This is a genomic window from Thermoactinomyces sp. CICC 10521 (assembly GCF_016055135.1).
GTDB classification, from domain to species: Bacteria; Bacillota; Bacilli; order Thermoactinomycetales; family Thermoactinomycetaceae; genus Thermoactinomyces_A; species Thermoactinomyces_A daqus.
Genome location: NZ_JAECVZ010000007.1, coordinates 17,172 through 42,419 on the forward strand (window position 1 = coordinate 17,172; position 25,248 = coordinate 42,419).

The 25,248-nt window shown below is 50.3% G+C and carries 33 protein-coding genes and 1 other annotated feature; all 33 genes read right to left on the reverse strand.

From position 1 onward, the window contains the following. Positions 1-16: 16 nt before the first annotated feature. The 33 genes from rpmD to nusG all read right to left on the reverse strand — a co-directional run bounded on the left by rpmD (position 17) and on the right by nusG (position 25,230). Positions 17-211 (reverse strand): 50S ribosomal protein L30, encoded by a 195-nt coding sequence (rpmD, locus tag I8U17_RS06815; protein ID WP_152568519.1) that lies wholly within the window; start codon positions 209-211, stop codon positions 17-19. Between the two features lie 6 nt (positions 212-217). Further along, a complete protein-coding gene (gene rpsE / locus I8U17_RS06820; RefSeq protein ID WP_038020747.1) occupies positions 218-736 on the reverse strand; it encodes a 30S ribosomal protein S5 in 519 nt (172 codons plus the stop codon). Beyond that, positions 733-1,101 carry a 50S ribosomal protein L18 gene (gene rplR / locus I8U17_RS06825; RefSeq protein WP_033100600.1) on the reverse strand — a complete coding sequence of 123 codons (369 nt, stop codon included), beginning with the start codon at positions 1,099-1,101 and terminating at the stop codon, positions 733-735. Before rplR ends, rpsE begins: the two co-directional genes overlap by 4 nt. 35 nt (positions 1,102-1,136) lie before the next feature. Further along, entirely contained in the window at positions 1,137-1,673 is a 537-nt protein-coding gene (gene rplF, locus I8U17_RS06830) for a 50S ribosomal protein L6 (RefSeq protein ID WP_033100601.1), read from the reverse strand. A 27-nt stretch (positions 1,674-1,700) separates the two neighbouring features. Continuing rightward, on the reverse strand, positions 1,701-2,099 hold the full coding sequence (gene rpsH, locus I8U17_RS06835; protein ID WP_198056019.1) for a 30S ribosomal protein S8: 399 nt from the start codon (positions 2,097-2,099) through the stop codon (positions 1,701-1,703). A 24-nt stretch (positions 2,100-2,123) separates the two neighbouring features. Further along, positions 2,124-2,309 carry a type Z 30S ribosomal protein S14 gene (locus tag I8U17_RS06840; RefSeq protein ID WP_033100603.1) on the reverse strand — a complete coding sequence of 62 codons (186 nt, stop codon included), beginning with the start codon at positions 2,307-2,309 and terminating at the stop codon, positions 2,124-2,126. Between the two features lie 37 nt (positions 2,310-2,346). After that, positions 2,347-2,889 carry a 50S ribosomal protein L5 gene (gene rplE, locus I8U17_RS06845; RefSeq protein WP_033100604.1) on the reverse strand — a complete coding sequence of 181 codons (543 nt, stop codon included), beginning with the start codon at positions 2,887-2,889 and terminating at the stop codon, positions 2,347-2,349. A gap of 23 nt (positions 2,890-2,912) precedes the next feature. Continuing rightward, the gene (gene rplX / locus I8U17_RS06850; RefSeq protein WP_033100605.1) at positions 2,913-3,266 is read right to left on the reverse strand and encodes a 50S ribosomal protein L24; all 354 of its coding nucleotides are present in this window, start codon (positions 3,264-3,266) and stop codon (positions 2,913-2,915) included. Between the two features lie 57 nt (positions 3,267-3,323). Next, positions 3,324-3,692 carry a 50S ribosomal protein L14 gene (gene rplN, locus I8U17_RS06855; protein WP_033100606.1) on the reverse strand — a complete coding sequence of 123 codons (369 nt, stop codon included), beginning with the start codon at positions 3,690-3,692 and terminating at the stop codon, positions 3,324-3,326. Between the two features lie 40 nt (positions 3,693-3,732). Then, positions 3,733-3,999, reverse strand: coding sequence for a 30S ribosomal protein S17 (rpsQ, locus tag I8U17_RS06860; protein ID WP_033100607.1), 267 nt, complete (start codon positions 3,997-3,999; stop codon positions 3,733-3,735). Beyond that, positions 3,996-4,208, reverse strand: coding sequence for a 50S ribosomal protein L29 (gene rpmC / locus I8U17_RS06865; protein ID WP_033100608.1), 213 nt, complete (start codon positions 4,206-4,208; stop codon positions 3,996-3,998). Before rpmC ends, rpsQ begins: the two co-directional genes overlap by 4 nt. Beyond that, positions 4,205-4,633 (reverse strand): 50S ribosomal protein L16, encoded by a 429-nt coding sequence (rplP, locus tag I8U17_RS06870; RefSeq protein ID WP_033100609.1) that lies wholly within the window; start codon positions 4,631-4,633, stop codon positions 4,205-4,207. The genes rpmC and rplP overlap by 4 nt, the downstream gene beginning before the upstream one ends. 3 nt (positions 4,634-4,636) lie before the next feature. Then, positions 4,637-5,296: a 30S ribosomal protein S3 gene (rpsC, locus tag I8U17_RS06875; protein WP_198056018.1), complete on the reverse strand. Its 660-nt coding sequence runs from the start codon at positions 5,294-5,296 to the stop codon at positions 4,637-4,639. 26 nt (positions 5,297-5,322) lie between these two features. Further along, the gene (gene rplV / locus I8U17_RS06880; protein ID WP_033100611.1) at positions 5,323-5,658 is read right to left on the reverse strand and encodes a 50S ribosomal protein L22; all 336 of its coding nucleotides are present in this window, start codon (positions 5,656-5,658) and stop codon (positions 5,323-5,325) included. A gap of 35 nt (positions 5,659-5,693) precedes the next feature. Further along, a complete protein-coding gene (rpsS, locus tag I8U17_RS06885; protein ID WP_033100612.1) occupies positions 5,694-5,975 on the reverse strand; it encodes a 30S ribosomal protein S19 in 282 nt (93 codons plus the stop codon). A gap of 45 nt (positions 5,976-6,020) precedes the next feature. Next, the gene (gene rplB / locus I8U17_RS06890) at positions 6,021-6,851 is read right to left on the reverse strand and encodes a 50S ribosomal protein L2 (RefSeq protein ID WP_033100613.1); all 831 of its coding nucleotides are present in this window, start codon (positions 6,849-6,851) and stop codon (positions 6,021-6,023) included. Positions 6,852-6,881: 30 nt separating this feature from the next. Next, positions 6,882-7,169: a 50S ribosomal protein L23 gene (gene rplW, locus I8U17_RS06895; protein ID WP_033100614.1), complete on the reverse strand. Its 288-nt coding sequence runs from the start codon at positions 7,167-7,169 to the stop codon at positions 6,882-6,884. Then, a complete protein-coding gene (gene rplD / locus I8U17_RS06900) occupies positions 7,166-7,792 on the reverse strand; it encodes a 50S ribosomal protein L4 (RefSeq protein ID WP_033100615.1) in 627 nt (208 codons plus the stop codon). Before rplD ends, rplW begins: the two co-directional genes overlap by 4 nt. 29 nt (positions 7,793-7,821) lie before the next feature. Beyond that, positions 7,822-8,448: a 50S ribosomal protein L3 gene (gene rplC / locus I8U17_RS06905; RefSeq protein ID WP_038020749.1), complete on the reverse strand. Its 627-nt coding sequence runs from the start codon at positions 8,446-8,448 to the stop codon at positions 7,822-7,824. A gap of 33 nt (positions 8,449-8,481) precedes the next feature. Beyond that, the gene (gene rpsJ, locus I8U17_RS06910) at positions 8,482-8,790 is read right to left on the reverse strand and encodes a 30S ribosomal protein S10 (RefSeq protein ID WP_033100616.1); all 309 of its coding nucleotides are present in this window, start codon (positions 8,788-8,790) and stop codon (positions 8,482-8,484) included. Positions 8,791-9,117: 327 nt separating this feature from the next. After that, positions 9,118-10,305 carry an elongation factor Tu gene (gene tuf / locus I8U17_RS06915; RefSeq protein WP_033100617.1) on the reverse strand — a complete coding sequence of 396 codons (1,188 nt, stop codon included), beginning with the start codon at positions 10,303-10,305 and terminating at the stop codon, positions 9,118-9,120. A gap of 107 nt (positions 10,306-10,412) precedes the next feature. Next, on the reverse strand, positions 10,413-12,488 hold the full coding sequence (fusA, locus tag I8U17_RS06920) for an elongation factor G (protein WP_033100618.1): 2,076 nt from the start codon (positions 12,486-12,488) through the stop codon (positions 10,413-10,415). A gap of 37 nt (positions 12,489-12,525) precedes the next feature. Next, on the reverse strand, positions 12,526-12,996 hold the full coding sequence (rpsG, locus tag I8U17_RS06925; protein WP_033100619.1) for a 30S ribosomal protein S7: 471 nt from the start codon (positions 12,994-12,996) through the stop codon (positions 12,526-12,528). 60 nt (positions 12,997-13,056) lie between these two features. Continuing rightward, the gene (rpsL, locus tag I8U17_RS06930; protein WP_033100620.1) at positions 13,057-13,470 is read right to left on the reverse strand and encodes a 30S ribosomal protein S12; all 414 of its coding nucleotides are present in this window, start codon (positions 13,468-13,470) and stop codon (positions 13,057-13,059) included. 152 nt (positions 13,471-13,622) lie between these two features. Next, positions 13,623-13,871, reverse strand: coding sequence for a 50S ribosomal protein L7ae-like protein (locus I8U17_RS06935; RefSeq protein ID WP_033100621.1), 249 nt, complete (start codon positions 13,869-13,871; stop codon positions 13,623-13,625). A 79-nt stretch (positions 13,872-13,950) separates the two neighbouring features. Continuing rightward, complete coding sequence (gene rpoC, locus I8U17_RS06940) at positions 13,951-17,565, reverse strand: DNA-directed RNA polymerase subunit beta' (protein WP_198056017.1); 3,615 nt, start codon at positions 17,563-17,565, stop codon at positions 13,951-13,953. Positions 17,566-17,639: 74 nt separating this feature from the next. Then, complete coding sequence (gene rpoB / locus I8U17_RS06945) at positions 17,640-21,179, reverse strand: DNA-directed RNA polymerase subunit beta (RefSeq protein ID WP_370589223.1); 3,540 nt, start codon at positions 21,177-21,179, stop codon at positions 17,640-17,642. Positions 21,180-21,429: 250 nt separating this feature from the next. Beyond that, entirely contained in the window at positions 21,430-22,032 is a 603-nt protein-coding gene (locus tag I8U17_RS06950) for a class I SAM-dependent methyltransferase (protein ID WP_198059200.1), read from the reverse strand. Positions 22,033-22,170: 138 nt separating this feature from the next. Further along, complete coding sequence (gene rplL, locus I8U17_RS06955) at positions 22,171-22,533, reverse strand: 50S ribosomal protein L7/L12 (protein ID WP_033100625.1); 363 nt, start codon at positions 22,531-22,533, stop codon at positions 22,171-22,173. Positions 22,534-22,580: 47 nt separating this feature from the next. After that, positions 22,581-23,093 (reverse strand): 50S ribosomal protein L10, encoded by a 513-nt coding sequence (gene rplJ / locus I8U17_RS06960; protein ID WP_198056015.1) that lies wholly within the window; start codon positions 23,091-23,093, stop codon positions 22,581-22,583. A gap of 27 nt (positions 23,094-23,120) precedes the next feature. Further along, positions 23,121-23,254, reverse strand: a sequence feature (ribosomal protein L10 leader region). A 72-nt stretch (positions 23,255-23,326) separates the two neighbouring features. After that, complete coding sequence (gene rplA / locus I8U17_RS06965; protein WP_033100627.1) at positions 23,327-24,025, reverse strand: 50S ribosomal protein L1; 699 nt, start codon at positions 24,023-24,025, stop codon at positions 23,327-23,329. Positions 24,026-24,108: 83 nt separating this feature from the next. Further along, a complete protein-coding gene (gene rplK / locus I8U17_RS06970; protein WP_033100628.1) occupies positions 24,109-24,534 on the reverse strand; it encodes a 50S ribosomal protein L11 in 426 nt (141 codons plus the stop codon). Between the two features lie 162 nt (positions 24,535-24,696). After that, the gene (gene nusG, locus I8U17_RS06975; protein ID WP_198056034.1) at positions 24,697-25,230 is read right to left on the reverse strand and encodes a transcription termination/antitermination protein NusG; all 534 of its coding nucleotides are present in this window, start codon (positions 25,228-25,230) and stop codon (positions 24,697-24,699) included. Positions 25,231-25,248: the final 18 nt, after the last annotated feature.

Sequence of the window (25,248 nt, forward strand, 5' to 3'; positions counted from 1 at the left end):
TGACAAGTCATGTGCATTATTCGCTGATTTCTTCAACGGAAACGAGGTGTTTCACTTTATTGATCATACCACGGATGGCCGGATTATCTTCATGCGTTACGGTCTGTTCCCGTTTTGTTAAACCGAGTGTACGCAGGGTGACACGTTGCACTTCAGGACGGCCAATCATACTCCGCTTGAGTGTAATTGCCAGTTTCTTTGCCACGGTCATCCCTCCTTATCCCATCAATTCTTCTACGCTTTTTCCGCGCAGTTTTGCTACGTCCTCAGGACGTTTCAAGCTTTGCAAACCGGAAAGTGTGGCACGAACCATGTTGATCGGGTTGTTGGAACCCGTCGATTTGGTGAGAATGTCACCAACACCTGCCGCATTCAATACGTCACGCACAGGACCGCCTGCGATGACACCCGTACCTTTGGAAGCAGGTTTCAGAAGAACACGGCCTGCGCCAAACTCACCGATCGTCTCATGCGGAATGGTTGTCCCCAGAAGAGGAACGGTAACCATATTCTTTTTCGCATCTTCAATCCCTTTGCGGATCGCTTCAGGAACCTCAGCCGCTTTACCAATTCCTGCACCGACCTTGCCTTTGCCGTCACCGACAACAACAAGCGCACTGAAGCTGAAACGGCGTCCGCCCTTCACAACTTTCGCTACGCGATTAATGTTAACCACTTTTTCGATAAACTCGGATTGCGCAGCATCTTTGCGACGTGGCTTTTCTTGCTTGCTCAAAAGTCTAGACCCCCTTCCCGTGCTCCTTCTGCCAAAGCTTTTACACGACCATGATAGAGGTAACCGCCACGGTCGAATACAACCGACTTAAAGCCTTTCTCAACGGCGCGCTTTGCGATCAATTCCCCTACCGCACGAGCCGCATCAACCGTACCGCCGTTGGAGAATTTCTCCTTCAGCTCGGCATCCAAGGTCGAAGCGGATGCAACCGTATGTCCAATCGTGTCATCGATCAATTGCGCATAGATGTTTTTGGAAGAACGGAAAACGTTCAAACGTGGACGCTCAGCAGTACCGAATACTTTTTTGCGGACACGCAGATGACGTTTTGCCCGTTTTTTGTTGCGATCTCCTTTTTGAATCACGGTCCAGCTCACTCCCTTCTTGTTAGGCGATTCGATTATTTACCCGTTTTACCCTCTTTGCGACGGATAACTTCATCGCTGTATTTAATCCCTTTGCCTTTATAAGGTTCAGGTTCACGGTAAGAACGGATTTTCGCAGCCATTTCGCCGACTTTCTCTTTATCGATGCCTTTCACCACAATTTGCGTTTGAGACGGAACGTCGAGTTCAATTCCGTCGATCGGCGTTACATCGATCGGATGAGAATAACCGACGTTTAACACCACGTTGTTTCCTTTTTTCGAAGCACGGTATCCGACACCGACCAATTCAAGCGTTTTGGAGAAACCGTTGGTTACACCCTCAACCATGTTGGCAATCACGCTGCGGGTGGTTCCATGCAAGGCACGATGAGTGCGGTGATCGCTTGGGCGCTCCACGATCACTTGATTGTCCTCCACTTTGATGGCGATATCGGAATGGAAGTTACGAGTTAAGGTACCTTTCGGCCCTTTTACCGTTACGGTGTTTCCTTCCAATTTCACTTCTACACCGTTTGGAATCACAACCGGTTTTTTACCGATACGAGACATTCGATTCACCTCCATCCTTTATGCCGATTACCAAACGTACGCGATAACTTCGCCGCCCACTTTTTGCTGACGGGCTTCTTTATCCGTCAGAATTCCTTTGTTGGTGGACAAAATGGCGATTCCCAAACCACGAAGAACACGTGGAATTTCGTTCGCTTTTACATAAACGCGCAAACCAGGTTTGCTGATCCGTTTCAACCCGGTAATCACTTTTTCGTTGTTCGGTCCGTATTTGAGGAAAATCCGGATGATACCCTGTTTGTTGTCTTCGATATATTCAGCATCGCGAATGAAACCTTCACGTTTCAGGATCTCAGCGATTTCCCTTTTGATACGAGATGCCGGGAACTCAACGCTCTCATGGCGAACCGTGTTAGCGTTGCGAATTCTGGTCAGCATATCTGCAATCGGGTCTGTCATTACCATGCGAAACCCTCCTTCCTATCCTCATTACCAACTTGCTTTTTTAACACCGGGAATCTGCCCTTTGTAGGCCAATTCACGGAAGCAGATCCGACAGAGACGAAACTTGCGTAATACGGCGTGTGGTCGTCCGCAACGTTCGCAACGGGTATAAGCACGAACTTTGAATTTCGGCTTACGTTGGGACTTCACGATCATCGACTTCTTGGCCAAGTGATTCCCTCCTTTACATCGTGGTGACGTACAGTGATTATTTACGGAATGGCATACCCATCAGAGTCAAAAGATCACGTGCTTCCTCGTCGGTATTGGCAGTCGTCACGATAACGACGTCCATCCCGCGAACTTTGTCAACTTTGTCATAAGAAATTTCCGGGAAGATCAATTGCTCTTTCAGACCGAGCGTGTAATTGCCGCGACCGTCAAACGATTTCGGGGAAACACCGCGGAAATCGCGTACACGCGGAAGAGCAACATTGATCAATTTATCGAGGAAATGATACATACGCTCTCCGCGAAGTGTCACCTTTACACCGATCGGCATTCCTTCACGCAATTTGAAGCCGGCAATCGATTTTTTGGCACGTGTGACCACCGGTTTTTGCCCGGAGATGAGCGTCAGGTCTTCTACTGCACCATCCAAAGCTTTGGCATTTTGTACAGCTTCACCCACACCCATGTTAATCACGATTTTTTCAAGTCTTGGAACTTGCATTGGGGATTTGTAGTTGAACTTCTTCATTAACGCAGCGGTTACCTCATTGAGGTAATGCTCTTTCAAACGTGCTGCCATCAGGTACCCTCCCTTCTCTCGCGTTATTTGTCGAGGATTTCACCGGATTTTTTCGCATAACGCACTTTCTTTTTCTCGCCGTTTTTACCCTCGATGAACTTGTAGCCAACCCGGGTCGGCTCCTTCGTTTTCGGGTCTTCAATCATCAGGTTGGAAACGTGAATCGGCGCTTCCTTCTCGATGATGCCGCCCTGAGGGTTATCCTGGGTCGGACGGGAATGTTTTTTCACCAAGTTTACACCTTCGACGAGCACACGATCTTCCTTGGGAAGAACTTTAATTACACGACCGCGGGTGTAAACTTTTTTGCCGTTTTCAAAGTACGGAGCTTCTTTACCGCGCATGACGATTACCATATCGCCTTTTTTGATGTGCATACGGGGCACCTCCTTACCTTCCAGTGTGTTGCCGCAAATCATTTTCAGAACCAAGTATTAAAGAACTTCCGGTGCCAAAGAAATGATTTTCATGAAATCGCGATCACGCAATTCGCGGGCAACAGGTCCGAAGATCCGTGTACCGCGCGGGCTTTTGTCTTCCTTAATCACAACCGCAGCATTTTCATCGAAGCGAATGTAGGATCCATCCGGACGACGGGTCGGACGAACGGTACGTACAACCACGCACTTCACTACATCCCCTTTCTTGACAACGCCACCGGGTGTAGCTTGTTTGACAGAAGCGACGATAATATCACCGATTCCAGCGGTAGATTTTTTGGATCCACCCAATACACGGATGCACATAACTTCTTTCGCACCAGAGTTATCTGCTACACGAAGACGTGTTTGAGGTTGAATCATGGTTTTCCCTCCTTCCCGCGTCATTCACGCGTGCCATGGGTTAAATGATAACAGCTTTCTCTACGATTTCCACCAAACGCCAGCGCTTGTCTTTGGAAAGCGGACGCGTTTCCATGATTCTTACGATGTCGCCTACTTTTGCTTGGTTTTCGGCGTCATGCGCTTTGAACTTTTTGGTATACTTTACGCGTTTACCGTACAGTGGATGTTTCTTGTAGGTCTCAACAGCGACAACGATTGTTTTATCCATTTTATCGCTGACCACTTTGCCGACACGTACTTTACGGCGAGTTGTACGCTCGTTCATCCCTGTTTCCTCCTTTCGATCCCCAGTTCGCGCTCCCGCAAGATCGTTTTGCAACGAGCAATGCTTTTGCGAACCTGACGCAACCGGGCTGGATTATCCAATTGTCCAGTAGCCGATTGGAAGCGGAGGTTAAACAGTTCTTCCTTGTACTGTGCGAGCTTTTGCTCGATCTCGGCGGTGGTCAACTCAACTAGCTCTTTTGCTTTCATTCGTTACCACCCGCTTCTTCTCTTTTTACGAACTTCGTTTTGATCGGCAGCTTATGAGCTGCAAGGCGCATCGCCTCACGTGCCGTCTCTTCTGGAACACCAGCAAGTTCGAACAAGATTTTGCCTGGTTTTACAACAGCCACCCATTTTTCGGGAGAACCTTTACCGCTACCCATCCGTACCTCGAGAGGCTTTTGAGTAATCGGGTGATCAGGGAAAATCTTGATCCATACTTTACCACCACGTTTGATATAACGAGTCATCGCGATCCGGGCAGCCTCGATTTGACGGTTGGTGATCCATGCCGGCTCAAGCGCCTGTAAACCGTATTCACCAAATGCTACTTCCGTACCGCCTTTCGCACGGCCTGTCAGTTTGCGCGGACGATGCGGGCGACGGAATTTCACGCGTTTAGGCATTAGCATCGATTACTCGCCTCCTTCCGCTGCTCCTTTGTTTTTGGTCGGCAAAACTTCACCGCGATAGATCCAAACTTTCACACCGATCCGTCCATAAGTGGTGTGTGCTTCAGCAAAACCATAATCGATATCAGCACGCAATGTATGGAGTGGTACCGTACCTTCGCTGTAGCCTTCGCTGCGGGCAATATCGGCACCGCCGAGACGACCGCTTACCATGGTGCGTACCCCTTTGGCTCCGGCGCGCAAAGAACGCTGAATCGCTTGTTTCATCGCACGGCGGAAAGCAACACGGCGTTCCAGTTGTTGTGCGATATTTTCAGCGACAAGGTAAGCATCAAGCTCCGGATTTTTGATTTCGCTGATGTTGATGTGAACTTTTTTATTGGTGAGCTTCACCAAGGCTTGGCGGAGCGCTTCGACTTCAGAACCGCCTTTCCCGATCACCATGCCGGGTTTCGCCGTATGAATGGTAATGTTGACGCGGTTTGCTGCGCGTTCGATTTCCACAGTGGAAACGGCCGCGTCTTTCAGTCGGTTTTTGATAAACTCGCGAACCTTAATATCTTCATGCAATAGATCAGCATAGTCCTTGTCTGCGTACCATTTGGATTCCCAGTCACGGATAATTCCCACACGCAGACCAACTGGATTTACCTTTTGACCCAAAGCTTCATCCCTCCTTATTTAGTGATTCACGCCTTTTCCGATACAACCACGGTAATGTGGCTGGTGCGCTTGTTAATGCGGCTGGCACGGCCCATCGCACGAGGCATATAACGCTTCATCGTGGGACCTTCATCAACATAAGCTTTCGACACTACCAGGTTGGCAGTATCCAAGTTGTGATTGTGCTCAGCGTTTGCCACGGCAGACGTGAGTACTTTCTCAATGATCGGGGAGGCAGCACGAGGAGTGTAGCGTAAAATCGCCAATGCCTCTTCAACAGACTTGCCACGAATCAAATCGATCACCAAGCGTGCTTTGCGTGGAGCGATACGCACGTATCGTGCTACTGCTTTAGCTTCCATAACGTAACCTCCTCTCTAAACCCGGTCCGGTCCACTTACCGTCTTTTTGTTTTCTTGTCATCGCCTGCATGACCTTTAAACGTACGGGTTGGGACGAATTCTCCCAACTTGTGGCCTACCATATCCTCCGTTACATAAACCGGAACGTGCTTGCGTCCATCATGAACGGCGAATGTGTGTCCAACAAACTCCGGGAAAATGGTAGAACGACGAGACCAAGTTTTGATTACGCGTTTTTCGTTTTTCTCGTTTAATTCATCAACCTTTTTTAACAGATGTGCATCTGCAAATGGTCCCTTTTTCAAGCTGCGGCCCATCTTAGTAACCTCCCTTCGAGTGAGGCTTTTTCACAGCCTATCTGACTACTTTTTACGACGACGGATAATATATTTGTCAGATGCTTTGTTTTTCTTCCGGGTTTTGTAACCCAAGGTCGGTTTGCCCCAAGGAGTCATCGGGGACTTGCGGCCGATCGGTGCACGACCTTCCCCACCACCGTGCGGGTGATCCACAGGGTTCATCACAGAACCGCGAACGGTTGGCCGTTTACCCAGCCAACGGGAACGTCCTGCTTTACCAATCGTGATCAACTCATGATCCAAGTTGCCTACCTGACCGATCGTTGCACGGCAATCCAGGTGAACCATGCGTGTTTCGCCGGAGGTAAGGCGGATGATGGCGTATTTCCCTTCTTTACCGAGCAATTGTGCCGATGCACCTGCTGCGCGGACAAGCTGTCCACCACGGCCCGGTTTAAGTTCGATGTTGTGAATGACCGTACCTACCGGAATATTGCGAAGAGGCAACGCATTTCCCAAACGGATTTCCGCATCAGGACCGGACGAAACGGTCATGCCCACTTTCAATCCGTGAGGAGCGAGAATGTAACGTTTTTCTCCATCCACATAGTGGATCAAAGCAATATTGGCAGAACGGTTCGGATCGTATTCGATCGTAGCCACTTTTCCAGGAATGCCATCTTTATTACGTTTGAAGTCAACCAAACGATATTTGCGTTTATGTCCGCCGCCTTGGTGACGAACAGTCAGTTTCCCCTGGTTGTTGCGGCCTGCCTTTTTCTGCAGAGGTACTACCAGGGATTTTTCCGGTTTATCTGTCGTAATCTCGTCAAAGCTGGAAACAGTCATATGACGACGAGACGGGGTCGTTGGTTTAAAGTGTTTAATTCCCATTCCTTTTCCCTCCTTCTTTTTTAGGATGGATTAAACTTCAAATACCTCGATTGGTTTGCTGTCAGCGGTGAGTTTAACCACAGCTTTCTTTCTCTCAGGTCTGCGACCGCTGTACCGGCCATAACGTTTAATTTTACCGGGAACGCGCATCGTGTTCACTTTCTCCACTTTTACGCCGAAGATCTGCTCAATCGCTTTTTTCACTTCGACTTTATTGGCACGTGGATCCACTTCAAACACGTATTTACGATCCTCCATGAGTTCCGTGGATGCTTCGGTAATGACCGGACGACGGATGATATCGCGAGGGTCTTTCATCGACCAAGCACCTCCTCGACGCGATTCACAGCTCCACGAGTGAGAATCAGCTTGTCATGGTAAAGAACGTCGAGAACGTTCAATCCATCTGCCGGTATAAGTTTCACTCCCGGAATGTTGCGGGCGGAGAGAACAGCATTGTCCTCCAATTGATCGGCAACGATCAGCGCCTTGCGATCAACACCCAGGTTTTTGAGTACTTGTACCATTTCTTTGGTTTTCGGTTGATCCATTTTCAATTCATCGAGCACGACCACTTGGCTGTCCAGCACCTTAGAAGAAAGAGCGGACTTGATCGCCAAACGACGAACCTTTTTCGGTAATTTATAAGCATAGCTGCGCGGTTGCGGTCCAAATACCACACCACCGCCTACCCACAACGGGGAACGAATGCTGCCGTGACGTGCACGACCGGTTCCTTTTTGTCTCCACGGTTTCTTGCCGCCCCCACGAACAGCTGCACGATTTTTCGTTGCATGGGTACCACGGCGCAGGGATGCTTGTTGCATAACCACAGCATCATGCAATACCGCCTGATTCGGGGTAATGCCGAACACTGCATCAGACAGCACGATTTCATCCACCTGCTTGCCGCTCATGTCTAACACTGCCAGCTTAGGCATGGATGCTCCTCCTTTCTTCAATCAATCGCTTACTTGCTTTTTACGGCTGATTTGATCACAACATAGCTGTTTTTCGGTCCAGGTACGGAGCCTTTGATCAAAATCAGGTTTTTGTCAGCATCAACACGAACGATTTCAAGGTTTTGTGTTGTTACACGTTCTCCGCCCATGCGTCCCGGAAGCGTTTGTCCTTTGAATACGCGGTTCGGAGCAATCGCACCCAACGAACCTGGTCCGCGATGGTAACGGGAACCGTGGCTCATCGGACCGCGAGCTTGGTTGTGACGTTTGATCGCACCTGCAAATCCTTTTCCTTTGGATGTGCCGGTGACGTCAACCAGTTCGCCAGCTGCGAAGATGTCTGCTTTGACTACCCCGCCAAGCTCATAGTCAGCCAGGTTTACGCCACGCACTTCTTTGATGAATTTTTGTGCTTTCGCATTTGCTTTCTTCGCATGTCCAAGCTCAGGTTTGTTGGAACGATGTTCCTTCTTCTCTTCAAAACCGAGCTGGATTGCTTCGTAACCATCGGTTTGCAGTTCTTTCTTCTGCAACACCACACACGGTCCCGCTTCAACTACGGTAACTGGAACCACCACGCCATCTTCGTTGAAGATTTGGGTCATCCCAATTTTCTTTCCGAGAATCCCTTTCACTTTGTACACCTCCTACCATCGTAGAGTGAGAGATTACAATTTGATTTCGATGTCGACACCGGACGGCAGATCCAATCTCATCAACGCATCTACGGTTTGCTGAGTTGGATTGACGATGTCAATAAGGCGTTTATGAGTGCGCATTTCGAATTGCTCACGAGAATCTTTATATTTGTGAACAGCGCGCAGGATCGTGTAAACCGTTTTTTCCGTCGGCAACGGAATCGGTCCCGACACGCTGGCACCTGTCCGCTTTGCGGTATCCACGATTTTAACCGCGGATTGATCCAGGATGCGGTGATCGTAAGCTTTTAAACGAATGCGAATCTTTTGCTTTGCCATTATTAACCCTCCTTCTCGCTCATTTTTGCAAATGAACTTCTCCGCGAAAATTTCCCGCCCGGCCATGGCAAAGGGGCCGGGTGTGTCGGCAACCTTTCGCTTCATCGCGTTCATGACAACATTCACGATTATATAGAAAAAAATTGGACGATGCAAGCTTTTTTCGCGTATTTTAGGGAAATGTAATTAAGTTGCGACCCTGACCAGCACTTGCAAAAGCCTACCTGCCATATTTTACAAAATAGTTGGGCCATTTTTCAAGTCTTAAAACAAAAAGCTGCCAGCCCGGAAATCGGGTTGACAGCTTTTTTTGATCGGCAGTGGCCATTACTCGTTAATAACGGTAACAGCACCTGCGCCTACGGTACGTCCACCTTCGCGGATAGCGAAACGGGTACCGTCTTCGATAGCGATCGGCGCGATCAATTCTACTTCCATTTCAACGTTGTCGCCAGGCATGCACATTTCAACGCCTTCCGGCAACTTGATAACACCGGTTACGTCGGTGGTGCGGAAATAAAATTGCGGACGATAACCAGAGAAGAACGGGGTATGACGTCCACCTTCTTCTTTGGAGAGAACGTATACTTGAGCTTTAAATTTGGTGTGCGGTTTCACGCTGCCAGGTTTAGCTAATACTTGACCGCGTTGTACATCTTTACGCTCAATACCGCGGAGGAGTGCACCGATGTTGTCACCAGCTTGAGCTTGGTCGAGCAACTTACGGAACATTTCTACCCCGGTTACAACGGTTTTGCGGGTTTCAGCGAGACCCACGATTTCAACTTCGTCACCAACTTTGATGACACCGCGTTCTACACGGCCGGTAGCAACGGTACCACGACCGGTAATGGTGAATACGTCCTCAACCGGCATGAGGAAGGTTTTGTCGGTGTCACGTTGCGGTTCCGGAATATATTCGTCAACTGCAGACATCAGTTCAATAATGCATTCAGCTTCAGGACCAGTCGGGTTTTCGAGAGCTTTCAGAGCGGATCCACGGATAACCGGGATATCATCTCCTGGGAACTCATACTCGGAGAGAAGTTCACGAACTTCCATTTCTACGAGTTCGAGCAACTCTTCGTCGTCAACCATGTCGCATTTGTTCAGGAATACAACGATGTACGGTACGCCTACCTGACGGGAGAGCAGAATGTGCTCACGGGTTTGCGGCATTGGACCGTCAGCAGCGGATACTACGAGGATCGCTCCGTCCATTTGTGCAGCACCGGTGATCATGTTTTTCACGTAGTCAGCGTGACCCGGGCAGTCAACGTGAGCATAGTGGCGGTTGTCCGTTTCATACTCAACGTGAGCGGTGGAGATGGTGATACCGCGCTCTCTTTCTTCCGGAGCTTTGTCGATTTGGTCGTAAGCTTGTGCTTGAGCTTTACCTTGTTGAGCAAGCACGGTGGTGATTGCAGCGGTCAAAGTGGTTTTACCGTGGTCAACGTGACCGATGGTACCAATGTTAACGTGTGGTTTTGTACGTTCGAACTTGGCTTTTGCCATGACTGATGATCCTCCTTATTTAGGACTAAGTAATATTGTAATAGATTTATGGAAATCCGGGAAGCGGATTAAACCGCTTCACCAGTTTCTTTAACACAAATTAGACATTACTGTCCAGTTGCTTTTTTGATGATCTCATCAGCAATGTTTTTCGGCACTTCTTCGTAGTGATCGAAGAACATTGAGAAGACACCGCGTCCTTGGGTGCGGGAGCGCAGGTTATTTACATAACCGAACATCTCAGCCAACGGAACCATCGCGCGGATGACTTGGGCACCACCGCGAGCTTCCATTCCCTCAACGCGGCCGCGACGGGAGTTGATGTCACCCATCACGTCACCCATGTATTCTTCCGGAACGGTCACTTCCACTTTCATGACCGGTTCGAGAAGAACTGGGTTACATTTGGATTTGGCCGCTTTCAGCGCCATGGAACCAGCGATTTTAAAGGCCATTTCCGAGGAGTCCACATCGTGGTATGAACCATCGACGAGGGTAGCCCGGATATCGACCATCGGGAATCCCGCCAAGACACCGTTTTGCATAGCCTCTTCGATCCCGCTTTGAACAGCCGGGATGTATTCTTTCGGAACCACACCGCCAACGATTTTGTTGACAAATTCGAACCCGCTTCCTTCCGGCAGTGGCTCGAATTCCACCCAAACGTGACCGTATTGTCCACGACCACCGGATTGGCGAACGAATTTCCCTTCCACTTTGGCAGAACTGCGGAAGGTTTCTTTGTAAGCAACTTGCGGTGCACCAACATTCGCTTCCACCTTGAATTCCCGTTTCAGACGGTCAACGATGATTTCAAGGTGAAGCTCACCCATACCCGCAATAATGGTTTGGGCTGTTTCTTCGTCGGTATGCGTGCGGAATGTCGGATCTTCTTCCGCCAGCTTCGCAAGTGCAACAGCCATTTTATCCTGGTCAGCCTTGGATTTCGGTTCGATGGCAATCTCGATTACCGGTTCCGGGAACTCCATCGACTCGAGCAAAATCGGGTTTTTCTCATCGCAAAGCGTTTCACCCGTCGTCGTGTCTTTCAGACCGACAGCTGCAGCGATATCACCTGCGTAAACGGTGTTGATCTCTTCACGGTGGTTCGCATGCATTTGCAGAATCCGACCGATCCGTTCGCGTTTTCCTTTAGTTGCGTTAAGCACATAGGATCCGGAGGATAAGGTACCGGAGTAAACGCGGAAGAAGGTGAGTTTACCCACATAAGGGTCGGTCATGATTTTGAATGCCAAAGCGGCAAAAGGTTCTTCGTCGCTGGAATGGCGAACCGTTTCCGTACCGTCCGGCAATGTACCTTGGATCGCCGGTACGTCAACCGGAGACGGCAGGTAGTCAATCACAGCGTCCAGCAAAGGTTGTACCCCTTTGTTTTTGTAGGAAGAACCACAGAGAACCGGAGTGATTTTCACTTCACAGGTTCCTTTGCGAAGGGCTGCCTTGATCTCCTCGACGGTGAGCTCTTCACCTTCGAGATATTTCATCATCAGCTCTTCATCCAACTCGGCCACTGCTTCCAACAGCGCGGTCCGATACTCTTCGGCTTTTTCCTTGTATTCCTCAGGAATGTCACGAGCTTCGGAAGTGGTACCGAGATCGTCGGTGTAGATAATTGCCTTGTTGGTTACGAGGTCAATGATGCCCTCGAATGTATCTTCAGATCCGATCGGCAATTGAATCGGAACTGCGTTTGCACCAAGGCGCTCTTTCATTTGTTCTACGGCCCCATAGAAGTTCGCACCGAGAATGTCCATTTTGTTAACATAGGCGATGCGTGGAACTCCATAGCGGTCCGCTTGGCGCCAAACGGTCTCAGATTGTGGCTCAACGCCACCTTTTGCACAAAATACTCCCACGGCTCCGTCCAATACACGCAGAGAACGCTCAACCTCTACGGTAAAATCAACATGTCCCGGTGTATCAATGATGTTGATCCGGTGACCTTTCCATTGAGCGGTGGTAGCGGCGGACGTAATCGTAATCCCCCGCTCTTGCTCTTGTTCCATCCAGTCCATGGTTGCGGCGCCATCATGCACCTCACCAATTTTGTGCACGCGACCGGTATAGAACAAAATCCGCTCAGTCGTCGTTGTTTTACCAGCATCGATATGAGCCATAATCCCTATATTACGCGTATTTTGCAAGGAGAATTCACGTGCCATCGGAAATTTCTCCCTTCATGTTGGAAAGAATAGTAGATTACCAGCGATAATGAGCAAATGCACGGTTGGCTTCGGCCATACGATGCGTATCTTCTTTTTTCTTCACAGCTGCGCCGGTATTGTTTGCTGCATCCATAATTTCGTTTGCCAGTCGCTCTTCCATGGTTTTCTCACCACGAAGGCGTGCGTAGGAAACGAGCCAGCGGAGACCGAGGCTGGTACGGCGCTCAGGCTTCACTTCCACCGGAACCTGATAGTTGGCACCGCCCACCCGGCGCGCTTTAACCTCGAGTACCGGCATAACGTTTTTCAGCGCTTGTTCAAACACTTCCATCGGATCATTACCGGTACGTTCGCGGATAATATCAAATGCGTTGTACAAAATACGTTGAGCGATTCCTTTTTTACCATCGTACATCAGGCGATTGATGAGACGGGTAACCAATTTGCTGTTGTAAATTGGATCCGGAAGTGCATCCCGACGAGGTACTGGGCCTTTGCGTGGCATGCTTCTCCCTCCTTTTCTCATTGATTATTCGATCTCAGACATCAACTCTTATGGCAATCGTTATTTTTTCGGACGTTTCGCGCCGTATTTGGAACGACCTTGCATCCGGTTGGCTACGCCGGCCGTATCCAATGCACCGCGGACAATGTGGTAACGAACACCAGGCAAGTCTTTAACACGGCCACCGCGAACAAGAACCACGGAGTGCTCTTGCAGATTGTGTCCAATCCCCGGAATATAAGCCGTAACCTCCGTACCGTTGGTCAGGCGAACACGCGCATATTTACGGAGAGCGGAGTTCGGTTTTTTCGGCGTCATCGTACCCACACGGGTGCAAACACCGCGTTTTTGCGGAGCGCTTTGCGGCACGATCTCTTTTTTCATGCTGTTAAAGGTGTATTGAAGCGCCGGAGATTTGGATTTCGTGATTTTCTTTGTGCGACCTTTGCGCACGAGCTGGTTAATTGTCGGCATACCAGGCACCTCCTTCTACGTTTTGTTAATCAAGACCACAGATCCAGGTGTTTCATCCATGATCATAAAAAAGCTGAACGACTTAAAATTTATAGGGAGTTGACCGCACCCCGGCACCGGAGCGCGATCAACATGATATCAGTCGCTCTCGTTCATTTCAGGATGGCTACGGCTGCCGCCCCCACCTCGATTCCGCAAGCCTTTCCGAGCTTCTTCATCGAGTCCACACAGGTGACAGCGATACCGTGATTTTTGCATAACGACAAGATCGGGTGTGTTACTTGCGGATCCGCATCATCAGCCACGATCACTTCAGCCACTTTTCCTTGTTCAATGGCCTTCTTCGTTTGCTTGGTGCCAATCGTTAACGACGTTGCCTGTTTCACTTTTTCATAAGACATCGAATCGCCCTCCAAAGTGAAATAGTTCCAAGCACACGACGTAATATTACCACCTTGAAATCACAAAGTCAACAAGAAACTAATCAATCAACACCGTTTCCTTGGATGAAGGATCGGTTTCGCCTTGTTCATTCGCCAAACGGGCAGTCAAGTTGCGATAGCGCGTCATACCCGTTCCCGCCGGCACCAGCTTCCCGATAATGACGTTTTCTTTCAAGCCGAGCAGTTTATCCACTTTTCCTTTGATCGCCGCATCGGTAAGAACGCGGGTCGTTTCCTGGAACGAAGCTGCGGAGAGGAACGATTCGGTTTCCAGGGACGCTTTCGTGATCCCCAAAAGAACCGGACGTGCCACTGCCGGGTCGCCTCCCTCAAGAAGGGCTTTGCGGTTGGCCTCTTCGTAATCATGAATATCCACAACCGAGCCTGGCAACAGTTCGGTTGTACCTGCATCAGTGATGCGAACCTTCCGCATCATTTGGCGTACCATGACTTCAACGTGTTTGTCGTTAATTTCCACCCCTTGCAGGCGGTATACTTTTTGCACTTCCTGCAGGAGATAGCGTTGTACGCCGGCGATCCCTTTCACCCGCAACAGTTCTTTCGGATCAACGGAACCCTCTGTCAGCTCGTCACCGGCAGCGACGGTGTCACCGACGGAAACACGCAGACGGGAGCCGTATGGCGCGGTATGAACCTTCGATTCAACATCACCTTCGATTTCAATTTCACGGCGATCCTTGGTTTCGCGAATGTCGACAACCTTACCCGAAATTTCGCTGATGACCGCCTGTCCTTTCGGGTTGCGGGCCTCGAACAATTCCTGAATCCGCGGCAAACCTTGGGTAATATCGTCGCCGGCTACCCCACCGGTATGGAAGGTACGCATCGTCAGCTGCGTTCCCGGTTCCCCGATGGACTGAGCGGCGATAATTCCGACCGCTTCGCCGATTTCCACCGGCGTGCCGAGAGCCAAGTTGCGTCCATAGCATTTTTTGCAGACGCCATGGCGGGTACGGCAAGTCAACACGGAGCGGATGACCACCTGTTTGATTCCGGCTTCGATGATTTGGCTTGCAATATCCTCATCGATCAGCTCATCGCGGCCGATGATGATTTCACCGGTTTCCGGATGGCGCACGGTCTCAAACGAAGTGCGGCCCACGATCCGGTCATACAGATTTTCGATCACTTCATTGCCATCCTGAATAGCAGTGACGGCAAATCCTTTATCCGTGCCACAATCCTCTTCACGCACGATGACATCCTGAGCCACATCGACAAGACGGCGGGTCAGATAACCGGAGTCAGCCGTACGCAACGCCGTATCCGCAAGTCCCTTCCGCGCACCGTGGGTGGAGATGAAGTATTCCAACACGGTCAGCCCCTCACGGAAGTTGGTGCGAATCGGTTGTTCAATAATTTTACCGGCCGGGTTGGCCATCAGTCCGCGCATCCCAGCCAATTGCGTGATCTGGGAGACGTTACCCCGGGCTCCGGAGTTGGCCATCATGTAGATCGGATTGTATTTGCCCATGTTGTTCATGAGAACTTCCGTAATCTTATCCTTGGCGTTGCTCCAGATGGAAATGACGCGCTCATACCGTTCATCATCGGTAATCAAACCGCGGCGGTACTGTTTGAGCACTCTGGCGACTTCTTCTTCGGCGTTCGCCAGGATCTCCTGTTTTTCAGCCGGAACGGTTACATCCGATACCGAGATGGTAATCCCCGCTTTGGTTGAATACTTGTATCCCGTTTCTTTCACCTTGTCGAGGATTTCCGAAGTAATCGTCGTCCCGAAACGGCGGAAACATTCAGCGATGATCGCGCCCAAATGGCCTTTTTTCAGCGCACCGGGATCTTCCATCTTCCGGATGAACTCACGCACGTTGGTTCCTTTCTCAAAGATGAAGTATTTATCCGGTGTTTTGACGAAGTTCGCTTTCCCCGGCTCACTGATATACGGGAATTCTTTCGGGAAAATCTCGTTGAAGATCAGCTTGCCCACGGTTGTAACCAAGAGCGCATTCCGCTGTCTTTCCGTGAAGCTGGTCTTATTGATGTTTTTCGCCGGAACGGCAATCCGGGTATGCAGGGTGATGTAGCCGTTTTGATAGGCGTTGATCGCTTCGGAGGCGGAGTAGTAGATTCCTCCTTCACCCTTTTCCCCTTCTTTTTCGATGGTCAGGTAATAACAACCCAAAACCATGTCCTGTGAAGGGGTGACAACCGGTTTGCCGTCTTTCGGGTTCAGGATGTTTTGCGCCGCCAGCATCAGAAGGCGCGCTTCAGCCTGAGCTTCCGCCGAAAGCGGCACGTGAACGGCCATTTGGTCACCATCAAAGTCGGCGTTGTATGCCGTACAAACGAGCGGGTGAAGACGGATGGCGCGTCCCTCAACTAGGATCGGTTCAAACGCCTGAATCCCGAGACGGTGAAGGGTTGGAGCGCGGTTTAACAGAACCGGATGCTCTTTGATCACTTCTTCCAAAACATCCCAAACTTCCGGATGAACCCGTTCCACTTTGCGTTTGGCACTCTTAATGTTGTGAGCCAATCCCTTGGCCACGAGTTCTTTCATGACAAAAGGCTTGAAGAGTTCCAGGGCCATTTCCTTCGGCAAACCGCATTGGTACATTTTCAGGTACGGTCCGACAACAATAACGGAACGGCCGGAGTAGTCAACCCGTTTTCCCAACAGATTTTGACGGAAACGTCCCTGTTTCCCTTTCAGCATGTGGGAAAGGGATTTGAGCGGACGGTTTCCAGGTCCGGTTACCGGTCTGCCGCGACGGCCGTTATCGATCAGAGCGTCAACGGCTTCCTGCAACATCCGTTTTTCATTCTGAACGATAATATCCGGCGCGCCGAGATCAAGCAGGCGTTTCAAGCGGTTGTTGCGGTTGATCACACGGCGATAGAGATCATTCAGGTCCGAAGTGGCAAAACGCCCTCCGTCCAACTGAACCATCGGACGCAACTCCGGTGGGATGACCGGCAATACGTCGAGGATCATCCATTCCGGACGGTTTCCGGAAGAGCGGAAAGCTTCCAGCACTTCCAGGCGTTTAATCGCCCGGTTGCGGCGTTGCCCCTGAGCTGTGCTCAATTCCTCCTTGAGCATGTCAACCTCTTTGTCAAGATCAATTTCCTGGAGCAAGCGCTTGATCGCTTCGGCCCCCATCATCGCCGTAAAGGCATTGCCGTATTTCTCGCGATACGAGCGATATTCCTTCTCAGACAGCAATTGCTTTTTCTCGAGAGGAGTCGCACCCGGATCGACAACGACATAGGATGCGAAGTAGATCACTTCTTCCAGCGAGCGCGGGGACATGTCCAGAACAAGCCCCATTCTGCTCGGAATCCCCTTGAAATACCAGATATGGGAAACAGGAGCTGCCAATTCAATGTGCCCCATCCGCTCACGGCGCACTTTCGCGCGGGTAACCTCCACACCGCAGCGGTCACAAACGACGCCTTTATAACGGACGCGTTTATATTTGCCACAGTGGCATTCCCAGTCTTTGGTCGGTCCGAAGATCTTTTCACAAAACAAGCCTTCTTTTTCAGGCTTTAACGTACGGTAGTTAATCGTTTCCGGCTTTTTCACCTCGCCGCGGGACCAGGAGCGGATTTTTTCAGGCGATGCGAGGCCGATTTTCATATATTCAAAGTTATTCACATCGAGCATTGGGCGATTCCTCCCTCAGGATTCATCCCGCCAGCGCGCGGGAAGGGCGTGCGGTCACGCCCCGCGCACGACGATCAAGAGTTGGATCGAACGTTGTCATCGTCAACGACCAGGTCGAAACCGAGTTTGTCGTTTGCCGGTTCCTCATCCTCGTCCAGTTCTCGCATCTCGATTTCCTGCTCGTCTTCGGAAAGGATTTTCACGTCCATGCCAAGGCTTTGCAACTCTTTGATCAATACTTTGAATGATTCGGGGACGCCCGGTTCCGGCACATTTTCCCCTTTGACGATCGATTCGTAGGTCTTCACGCGACCGACGACATCGTCAGATTTAACGGTAAGGATCTCCTGCAAGGTGTAAGCTGCACCGTATGCCTCGAGAGCCCATACCTCCATCTCACCAAAGCGTTGACCGCCGAATTGCGCCTTACCGCCCAACGGTTGTTGGGTGACAAGCGAGTACGGACCGGTGGAACGAGCGTGGATTTTATCATCAACCATGTGAGCCAGTTTAATCATGTACATCACACCGACGGTGACGCGATTCTCAAACGGCTCACCGGTACGGCCGTCATACAAGACGGTTTTGCCGTCTTCATCCAGGCCCGCTTCCTTCAGGGTTTCAAATACGTCCGTTTCCGTAGCGCCGTCAAATACCGGAGTCGCCATATGCAGACCCAGCGTTTTGGCCGCCATTCCGAGATGCACTTCCAAAACCTGTCCGATGTTCATCCGCGACGGTACCCCGAGCGGATTCAGGACCACTTGAACCGGTGTGCCATCCGGAAGGAACGGCATATCCTCTTCAGGCATAATCCGCGCGATAACCCCTTTGTTACCGTGGCGGCCGGCCATTTTGTCCCCTTCGGAAATTTTCCGTTTTTGCGCGATGTAGACGCGCACCAGCTGATTGACACCAGGTGGAAGCTCATCTCCGTTTTCACGGGTAAATACTTTTACATCGACGACAATCCCGTCTTGCCCGTGCGGAACACGCAGGGAAGTATCACGCACTTCGCGCGCCTTTTCCCCGAAGATGGCATGCAACAGACGCTCTTCCGCCGTCAGCTCGGTCACACCTTTCGGCGTTACTTTGCCGACGAGAATATCCCCCGGTTTGATTTCTGCGCCAACGCGAATAATTCCGCGTTCGTCCAGATTTTTGAGGGCGTCTTCACCCACGTTTGGAATATCGCGGGTAATTTCTTCAGGACCCAGTTTGGTATCCCGCGCCTCACTCTCGTGTTTTTCAATGTGAATAGAGGTATAAACATCTTCTTTAACCAGCTTTTCACTCAGCAAAATCGCGTCTTCGTAGTTGTACCCTTCCCATGTCATGAAGGCTACCACGACGTTGCGGCCGAGTGCCAATTCACCCTGTTCGGTCGAAGGGCCGTCCGCAAGGGTATCTCCCTTTTTCACCTTCTCGCCCATCCTGACCACCGGGCGTTGGTTAATGCAGGTTCCCTGATTGGAACGGGTGAACTTGGTGAGCTTGTATTTATCAATATCGCCCTGAACAATTTTACCATCCACTTCTTCCTCATGGCGAACCCAAATCTCATCCGCCGTGACCCGGACAACCGTGCCCGGCCGTTTCGCTAAAACCATCACGCCGGAATCGCGCGCAGCCACGTGTTCCATTCCGGTTCCGATGAACGGCGCTTCCGGCTTGAGAAGAGGTACAGCCTGCCGCTGCATGTTGGAACCCATCAGGGCCCGGTTGGAGTCGTCGTTTTCCAGGAACGGAATGCATGCGGTGGCAACGGAGACAACCTGCTTCGGCGATACGTCCATATAATCGACGCGGTCGCGCGGAACAGTGATGATCTCATCCTGGTAACGAACGGTCACCGTTTCTCTGGCAAAGGTTCCGTCATCGTTCAGCGGGGCATTCGCTTGGGCGACATAGTAGTTATCTTCCTCATCCGCCGTCAAATAATCAATCGTATCCGTTACCTGACCGGTATCGGGATCGACACGGCGATAGGGGGTTTCAATAAATCCGTATTCATTTACCCTGGCATACGTGGACAGTGAGTTGATCAAACCGATGTTCGGACCCTCAGGAGTTTCGATCGGACACATCCGACCATAGTGTGAGTGGTGAACGTCACGCACTTCAAACCCTGCACGCTCCCGGGTCAAACCACCGGGCCCCAGCGCGGATAAGCGCCGCTTGTGCGTCAACTCGGCCAACGGGTTCGTTTGGTCCATAAACTGGGACAATTGGCTGCTGCCAAAGAATTCTTTGATCGCAGCGATCACCGGGCGAATGTTGATCAATGCCTGCGGTGTGATTGCATTGGCATCCTGGATCGACATCCGTTCACGAACCACGCGCTCCATCCGGGATAATCCGATCCGGAACTGATTTTGCAGCAGTTCCCCGACCGAACGCAGACGCCGGTTGCCCAAATGGTCGATATCATCGGTGGAACCCACTCCATAGAGCAGGTTGATGAAATAACTGATCGAAGCGATGATATCAGCCGGCGTAATATGTTTGATGGAGTCATCCACTTCTGCATTGGAGATCACTTTCAGCACTTTGCTCTCGTCCGTGGGCGAAAAAATATGCACGGCCTGAAGCTGAATCGGACCATCATCCGGCACACCGCCACGAACCTTGTATTCCTTACGGCCAAACGATTTTTCGCCGGTCAGATACGGGAGCAATTTATCCAAAACGCGCCGCTCCAGCACTTGTCCAGTCTCCGCCAGGATCTCGCCCGTTTCCGGGTCAATGATCGGCTCAGCCAAGCGTTGGTTGAGCAAACGATTTTTGATATGAAGTTTTTTGTTGATTTTATAACGTCCCACAGCCGCCAAATCATAGCGTTTCGGATCAAAGAAACGGGCATAGAGCAGACTGCGTGCATTTTCCGCCGTTGGTGGTTCACCGGGGCGGAGGCGCTCATAAATCTCGATCAGCGCTTTTTCCGTATTTCCGGTATTATCTTTGTCCAAGGTGTTGCGCAGGAACTCATCATCACCCAAGAGATCGATAATCTCGGCATCGCTGCTGAAGCCCAGCGCACGCAAGAGAACGGTTACGGGAATTTTCCGCGTACGGTCGATCCGAACATAAATGATATCCTTGGCATCTGTTTCAAGTTCCAGCCAAGCCCCACGGTTGGGAATTACCGTCGCTGTGTAAGTTGGTTTCCCGTTTTTGTCCACTTTCGTGTTATAATACACACTAGGCGAGCGAACCAATTGGCTGACGATGACGCGCTCGGCACCATTAATGACAAAGGTACCGGTTTCGGTCATGAGCGGGAAGTCACCCATAAACACTTCTTGTTCTTTCACTTCACCTGTCTCTTTGTTGATCAGGCGAACTTTCACCCGCAGAGGTGCGGCATAGGTAACCTGATGATCCTTTGCCTCCTCAACCGTATATTTCGGTTCACCGAGGCTGTAATCGATAAACTCGAGGACCAAGTTACCCGTAAAGTCTTCGATTGGCGAAATATCATGGAACATTTCGCGCAATCCTTCATCCAAAAACCACTGGTACGATTTTTGCTGAATCTCAATCAGATTCGGCAATTCCAATACCTCATTAATGCGAGCATAGCTGCGACGTTGTCGACGCCCACATGGGATCATTTTACCAGCCAAACAAACTCCCCCCTCGCACCCAGTCGAAGCCGCTTTCTGATTAGCGACTGATCACAGTAAAAAAAGAAAATGAGTGAAAATTTGACCTCATTTTACCTAGAAGCAGTCTATTTACCTATTTTATCCAGCTGTATACACAAATAAACCAGCCGGGAAAGAACAGAACACCAAAAAAATGCAAGTCTCATTTAACGAGACTTTCTGCAATTTATAACACTATCACAAGCGGAAAAAGATGTCAACGATCGGTTCCGCAAATGATCCAGTAGCCTTTTTTTTGCGCGACAGCCTGAACATCGCCAAAATGTTGTTCAAGCTCTTTCTTTGCCGAGGCCGCCCCCTGTTGTTTGCGGATGACAATCCAAAGGGAACCCCCTGCCGCGAGCTGTGTTTTCGCTTCGGCAAACAGTCGATAGATTGTCGCTTTTCCGGCCCGGATCGGCGGGTTGAATAGGATATGATTAAATTGAAATTGCTTGATTGCCGAAAATCCATCGCTCACGAAAAGATCGGTATTTGCTTCCGCTTGATTGACACGGGCATTCTCCCTCGCCAGTTCCACCGCTCTTTCATTCACGTCTGCCAGCACCACACGAACGTTTGGGATTGCCTTGGCGATCGCAATCCCGATCACCCCGTAACCGCAGCCGAGGTCAAGCACGGAAGAGCCTGGTTCGATCGTTACCGTCTCGATCAAAAGCCGGCTGCCAAAATCGACTCCCTTTTTCGAGAACACACCGGCATCTGTTTTAAAGGTGAAAGGCATCCCCAGCAGTTTTGCCTTGACTTCCCTTACTTCGCTTTTTACACGAGGATTTGCGGAAAAATAGTGCTCTGTCATGTTCAAAACTCCTTTGGCGGCTGATCGCCGGAAAGAACACGGACCATCATGCAATCCCCGGCCGCACGGGCAGAGACACCGAACGCAAAATAAGAACCCGCCGACCGACGACGGCGGGTCTGGCCGGAGTCAAGCCCATTACTTGATTTCTACAGTTGCACCGGCTTCTTCGAGTTCTGCTTTGATTTTGTCTGCTTCTTCTTTGGACACTCCTTCTTTAATCGGAGAAGGTGCACCGTCAACAAGTGCTTTTGCTTCTTTGAGGCCAAGACCGGTGATACCGCGAACCACTTTGATCACGTTGATTTTGGAAGCACCGGCATTTGCCAGGATCACATCAAATTCGGTTTTTTCTTCAGCAGCTTGACCAGCGCCGCCACCCACTACAGCCACGGGAGCAGCTGCGGTTACGCCGAATTCTTCCTCGATCGCTTTAACAAGATCGTTCAATTCAAGAACGCTCATACCCTTAATCGCTTCAATGATTTGTTCTTTCGACATGAAAGGAACCTCCCTGTTTAAAATATTTCATTTCCTATTAACAGACATTAAGCTTCTGCAGTCTCGGCACCCTCGCCGTTTTTCTCAGCCACTGCTTTAACCGCAAGCGCGAAGTTGCGCACCGGAGCTTGCAGCACGCTGAGCAACATGGACAAGAGACCTTCGCGAGAAGGCAGTTCAGCAAGTGCTTTGATTTCATCAAGGGAAACAGCTTTCCCTTCAACTAGTCCACCTTTGATCTCGAGCGCTTTGTTCTCTTTGGCAAAGGTGTGAAGCACTTTTGCTGGAGCTACCACATCTTCATAGCTGAACGCAATCGCAGTCGGCCCGGTCAAATGCTCGTTCAGTTCGGTCAAGTTCACCTTTTCGGCAGCACGACGGGTCAACGTGTTTTTCAAAACTTGAAATTCGATGCCGGCTTCACGCAGTTGTTTGCGAAGCTCGTTCATTTGTTTTACGTTCAAACCGCGATAGTCAGCTACGATTGTGCTTTTGCTCTTTTCCAGCTTTCCAGCGATTTCATCGACAATCGCTTTTTTCTGTTCGATCGCTTTGGACACGCGGCACACCTCCTCATCAGGAGTTTTTCAGAAAAACAGAAAAAGCCTCCGCAGACAGTCGAAGGCTTAAGTTACAAAAGGATGTATATCCGAACTTACCTCGGTAGGAGATTAAGCGTAACTTACGCGCCTACTGTCTACGGTAACAGCTTTATTCCATTTTTAAAGGAGCGACTATAGGTTACTTTAATAATGACGATTTGTCAACTTTCCAATCGCCAATCCATCTATTGTCAGCGGGCAGTCAAACGTTGGGTGTTCACCGCAACTCCAGGACCCATCGTTGAAGAAACGGTAACGCTCTTCATGTAGGTTCCTTTGGCTGCCGCAGGTTTTGCTTTCAACAATGCTTCAGCAAGCGCCTGAAGGTTTTCGGCAAGTTGCTCAGTGGAGAAGGAAACTTTGCCGATCGCTGCATGCACGTTGCCGGCTTTATCTGCGCGGTACTCGATTTTACCGGCTTTGATTTCTTTTACGGCTTTATCCACTTCAAAAGTAACCGTACCAGTTTTCGGGTTTGGCATGAGTCCTTTCGGACCGAGAATCCGGCCGAGGCGACCCACTTGACCCATCATGTCCGGGGTTGCCACTACCACATCAAAGTCCAGCCATCCTTGGCTGACTTTGTTTACAAGATCCTCATCGCCAACAAAATCCGCACCAGCCGCTTCTGCTTCTTTTGCCTTTTCACCTTTGGCAAAAACAAGCACGCGTTTGGTTTTACCAGTTCCGTGCGGAAGTACAACCGCACCTCTCACTTGTTGGTCCGCTTTTTTCGTGTCGATCCCAAGCCGGAAAGCGGCTTCTACCGTCTCGTCGAATTTGGCGGTAGAGATGCTTTTTACGAGATCCAGCGCTTCTTGAGGCTCGTATTCTTTTTCACGGTCTACTTTGGCCAGTGCCTCAAGATATTTTTTACCATGTTTTGCCACAGACATTTCCTCCCTTCGTGGTCGTAGCGGAAGATCCTCCCACAAGCCCAAGCTGCTCGTGGCAGAACAGCTTAAGCGATCGATCAGTCTTCGATGACAATGCCCATGCTGCGCGCCGTGCCTTCGATCATGCGCATAGCCGCATCCACGTTGGCCGCATTGAGGTCAGGCATTTTAAGTTCAGCGATTTCGCGAACTTTGTCACGTTTGATGGTCGCTACTTTTTTCGTATTCGGCTCGCCGGAACCGGACTCAATTCCTGCTGCTTTCTTGAGCAGAACCGCAGCTGGAGGAGTTTTTGTGATAAAGGTGAAAGAACGGTCTTCAAAAACCGTGATTTCCACCGGAATGATGAGTCCAGCTTGGTCAGCGGTACGAGCGTTAAACTCCTTACAGAAGCCCATGATATTTACCCCAGCTTGACCAAGAGCCGGACCTACAGGCGGTGCCGGATTGGCTTTACCAGCGGGAATTTGCAGCTTGACCACTTTAATCACTTTTTTGGCCACGCTAACCAACCTCCTTCAAACATGTGGTTTTCGCGGGGTTAACCCTCCCACGGAAAGGCAAGCTCCCTGTACAGTCGACGGGCTTGCGCTCGCCCCTAAGACGGGGGTAACAAACAGTACTAATTTAACACAACCTCGTTCAAAACGAAAGCGATTTGCCGACTAAATTTTTTCCACCTGAAAAAAGTCCAGTTCCACAGGCGTTTCACGTCCGAACATATTCACCATTACTTTGAGTTTGGAACGGTTCAGGTCAATCTCATCGATTCGGCCGACGAAATCGGCAAAGGGCCCCTCTTTAACCTTGACGTTTTCACCCACTGTGAAATCAACCGATGCTCTTGATTCTTCCATCCCCATCTGGCGGAGGATCGCGGCGACTTCGTCTGGCATGAGGGGGGTCGGTTTGGAACCAGCCCCTGATGAACCGACAAATCCGGTTACCCCTGGCGTGTTTCGCACGACGTACCACGAGTCATCGGTCATGATCATCTCGACCAATACATACCCCGGAAACACCTTGCGCATCACGGCTTTCTTCTTGCCGTCCTTATGCTCGATCTCTTCTTCCATCGGAACTAAGACGCGAAAAATTTTATCTTGCATATCCATGGAGTGAACGCGTTTTTCCAGGTTGGTTTTCACCTTGTTCTCGTAGCCAGAATACGTGTGAACCACATACCAATTCTTTTCCATGCTCATCAGGGCTGAACC

Bases quoted from the DNA above. Each gene is read 5' to 3' on its own strand.
- rplB (WP_033100613.1), bottom strand. From the start codon at position 6,851: ATGGGAATTAAACACTTTAAACCAACGACCCCGTCTCGTCGTCATATG.
- rplL (WP_033100625.1), bottom strand. From the start codon at position 22,533: ATGTCGAAAGAACAAATCATTGAAGCGATTAAGGGTATGAGCGTTCTT.
- rplV (WP_033100611.1), bottom strand. From the start codon at position 5,658: ATGGAAGCTAAAGCAGTAGCACGATACGTGCGTATCGCTCCACGCAAA.
- I8U17_RS06935 (WP_033100621.1), bottom strand. From the start codon at position 13,871: ATGTCTTATGAAAAAGTGAAACAGGCAACGTCGTTAACGATTGGCACC.
- rpmD (WP_152568519.1), bottom strand. From the start codon at position 211: ATGACCGTGGCAAAGAAACTGGCAATTACACTCAAGCGGAGTATGATT.
- rpsS (WP_033100612.1), bottom strand. From the start codon at position 5,975: ATGGGCCGCAGCTTGAAAAAGGGACCATTTGCAGATGCACATCTGTTA.
- nusG (WP_198056034.1), bottom strand. From the start codon at position 25,230: ATGGAAAAGAATTGGTATGTGGTTCACACGTATTCTGGCTACGAGAAC.
- rplN (WP_033100606.1), bottom strand. From the start codon at position 3,692: ATGATTCAACCTCAAACACGTCTTCGTGTAGCAGATAACTCTGGTGCG.
- rpsH (WP_198056019.1), bottom strand. From the start codon at position 2,099: ATGGTAATGACAGACCCGATTGCAGATATGCTGACCAGAATTCGCAAC.
- rplW (WP_033100614.1), bottom strand. From the start codon at position 7,169: ATGAAAGACCCTCGCGATATCATCCGTCGTCCGGTCATTACCGAAGCA.
- rpoC (WP_198056017.1), bottom strand. From the start codon at position 17,565: ATGCTCGATGTGAATAACTTTGAATATATGAAAATCGGCCTCGCATCG.
- tuf (WP_033100617.1), bottom strand. From the start codon at position 10,305: ATGGCAAAAGCCAAGTTCGAACGTACAAAACCACACGTTAACATTGGT.
- rpsL (WP_033100620.1), bottom strand. From the start codon at position 13,470: ATGCCGACAATTAACCAGCTCGTGCGCAAAGGTCGCACAAAGAAAATC.
- rpmC (WP_033100608.1), bottom strand. From the start codon at position 4,208: ATGAAAGCAAAAGAGCTAGTTGAGTTGACCACCGCCGAGATCGAGCAA.
- fusA (WP_033100618.1), bottom strand. From the start codon at position 12,488: ATGGCACGTGAATTCTCCTTGCAAAATACGCGTAATATAGGGATTATG.
- I8U17_RS06950 (WP_198059200.1), bottom strand. From the start codon at position 22,032: ATGACAGAGCACTATTTTTCCGCAAATCCTCGTGTAAAAAGCGAAGTA.
- rplP (WP_033100609.1), bottom strand. From the start codon at position 4,633: ATGCTAATGCCTAAACGCGTGAAATTCCGTCGCCCGCATCGTCCGCGC.
- rplE (WP_033100604.1), bottom strand. From the start codon at position 2,889: ATGGCAGCACGTTTGAAAGAGCATTACCTCAATGAGGTAACCGCTGCG.
- rpoB (WP_370589223.1), bottom strand. From the start codon at position 21,179: ATGATCCCATGTGGGCGTCGACAACGTCGCAGCTATGCTCGCATTAAT.
- rpsJ (WP_033100616.1), bottom strand. From the start codon at position 8,790: ATGGCAAAGCAAAAGATTCGCATTCGTTTAAAAGCTTACGATCACCGC.
- rplD (WP_033100615.1), bottom strand. From the start codon at position 7,792: ATGCCTAAGCTGGCAGTGTTAGACATGAGCGGCAAGCAGGTGGATGAA.
- rpsG (WP_033100619.1), bottom strand. From the start codon at position 12,996: ATGCCACGCAAAGGCCCAGTACCTCGTCGGGATGCACTTCCGGATCCA.
- rplX (WP_033100605.1), bottom strand. From the start codon at position 3,266: ATGCACATCAAAAAAGGCGATATGGTAATCGTCATGCGCGGTAAAGAA.
- rplF (WP_033100601.1), bottom strand. From the start codon at position 1,673: ATGTCTCGTATCGGTAAAAAACCGGTTGTGATTCCAAACGGTGTAGAA.
- rpsQ (WP_033100607.1), bottom strand. From the start codon at position 3,999: ATGAACGAGCGTACAACTCGCCGTAAAGTACGTGTCGGCAAAGTGGTC.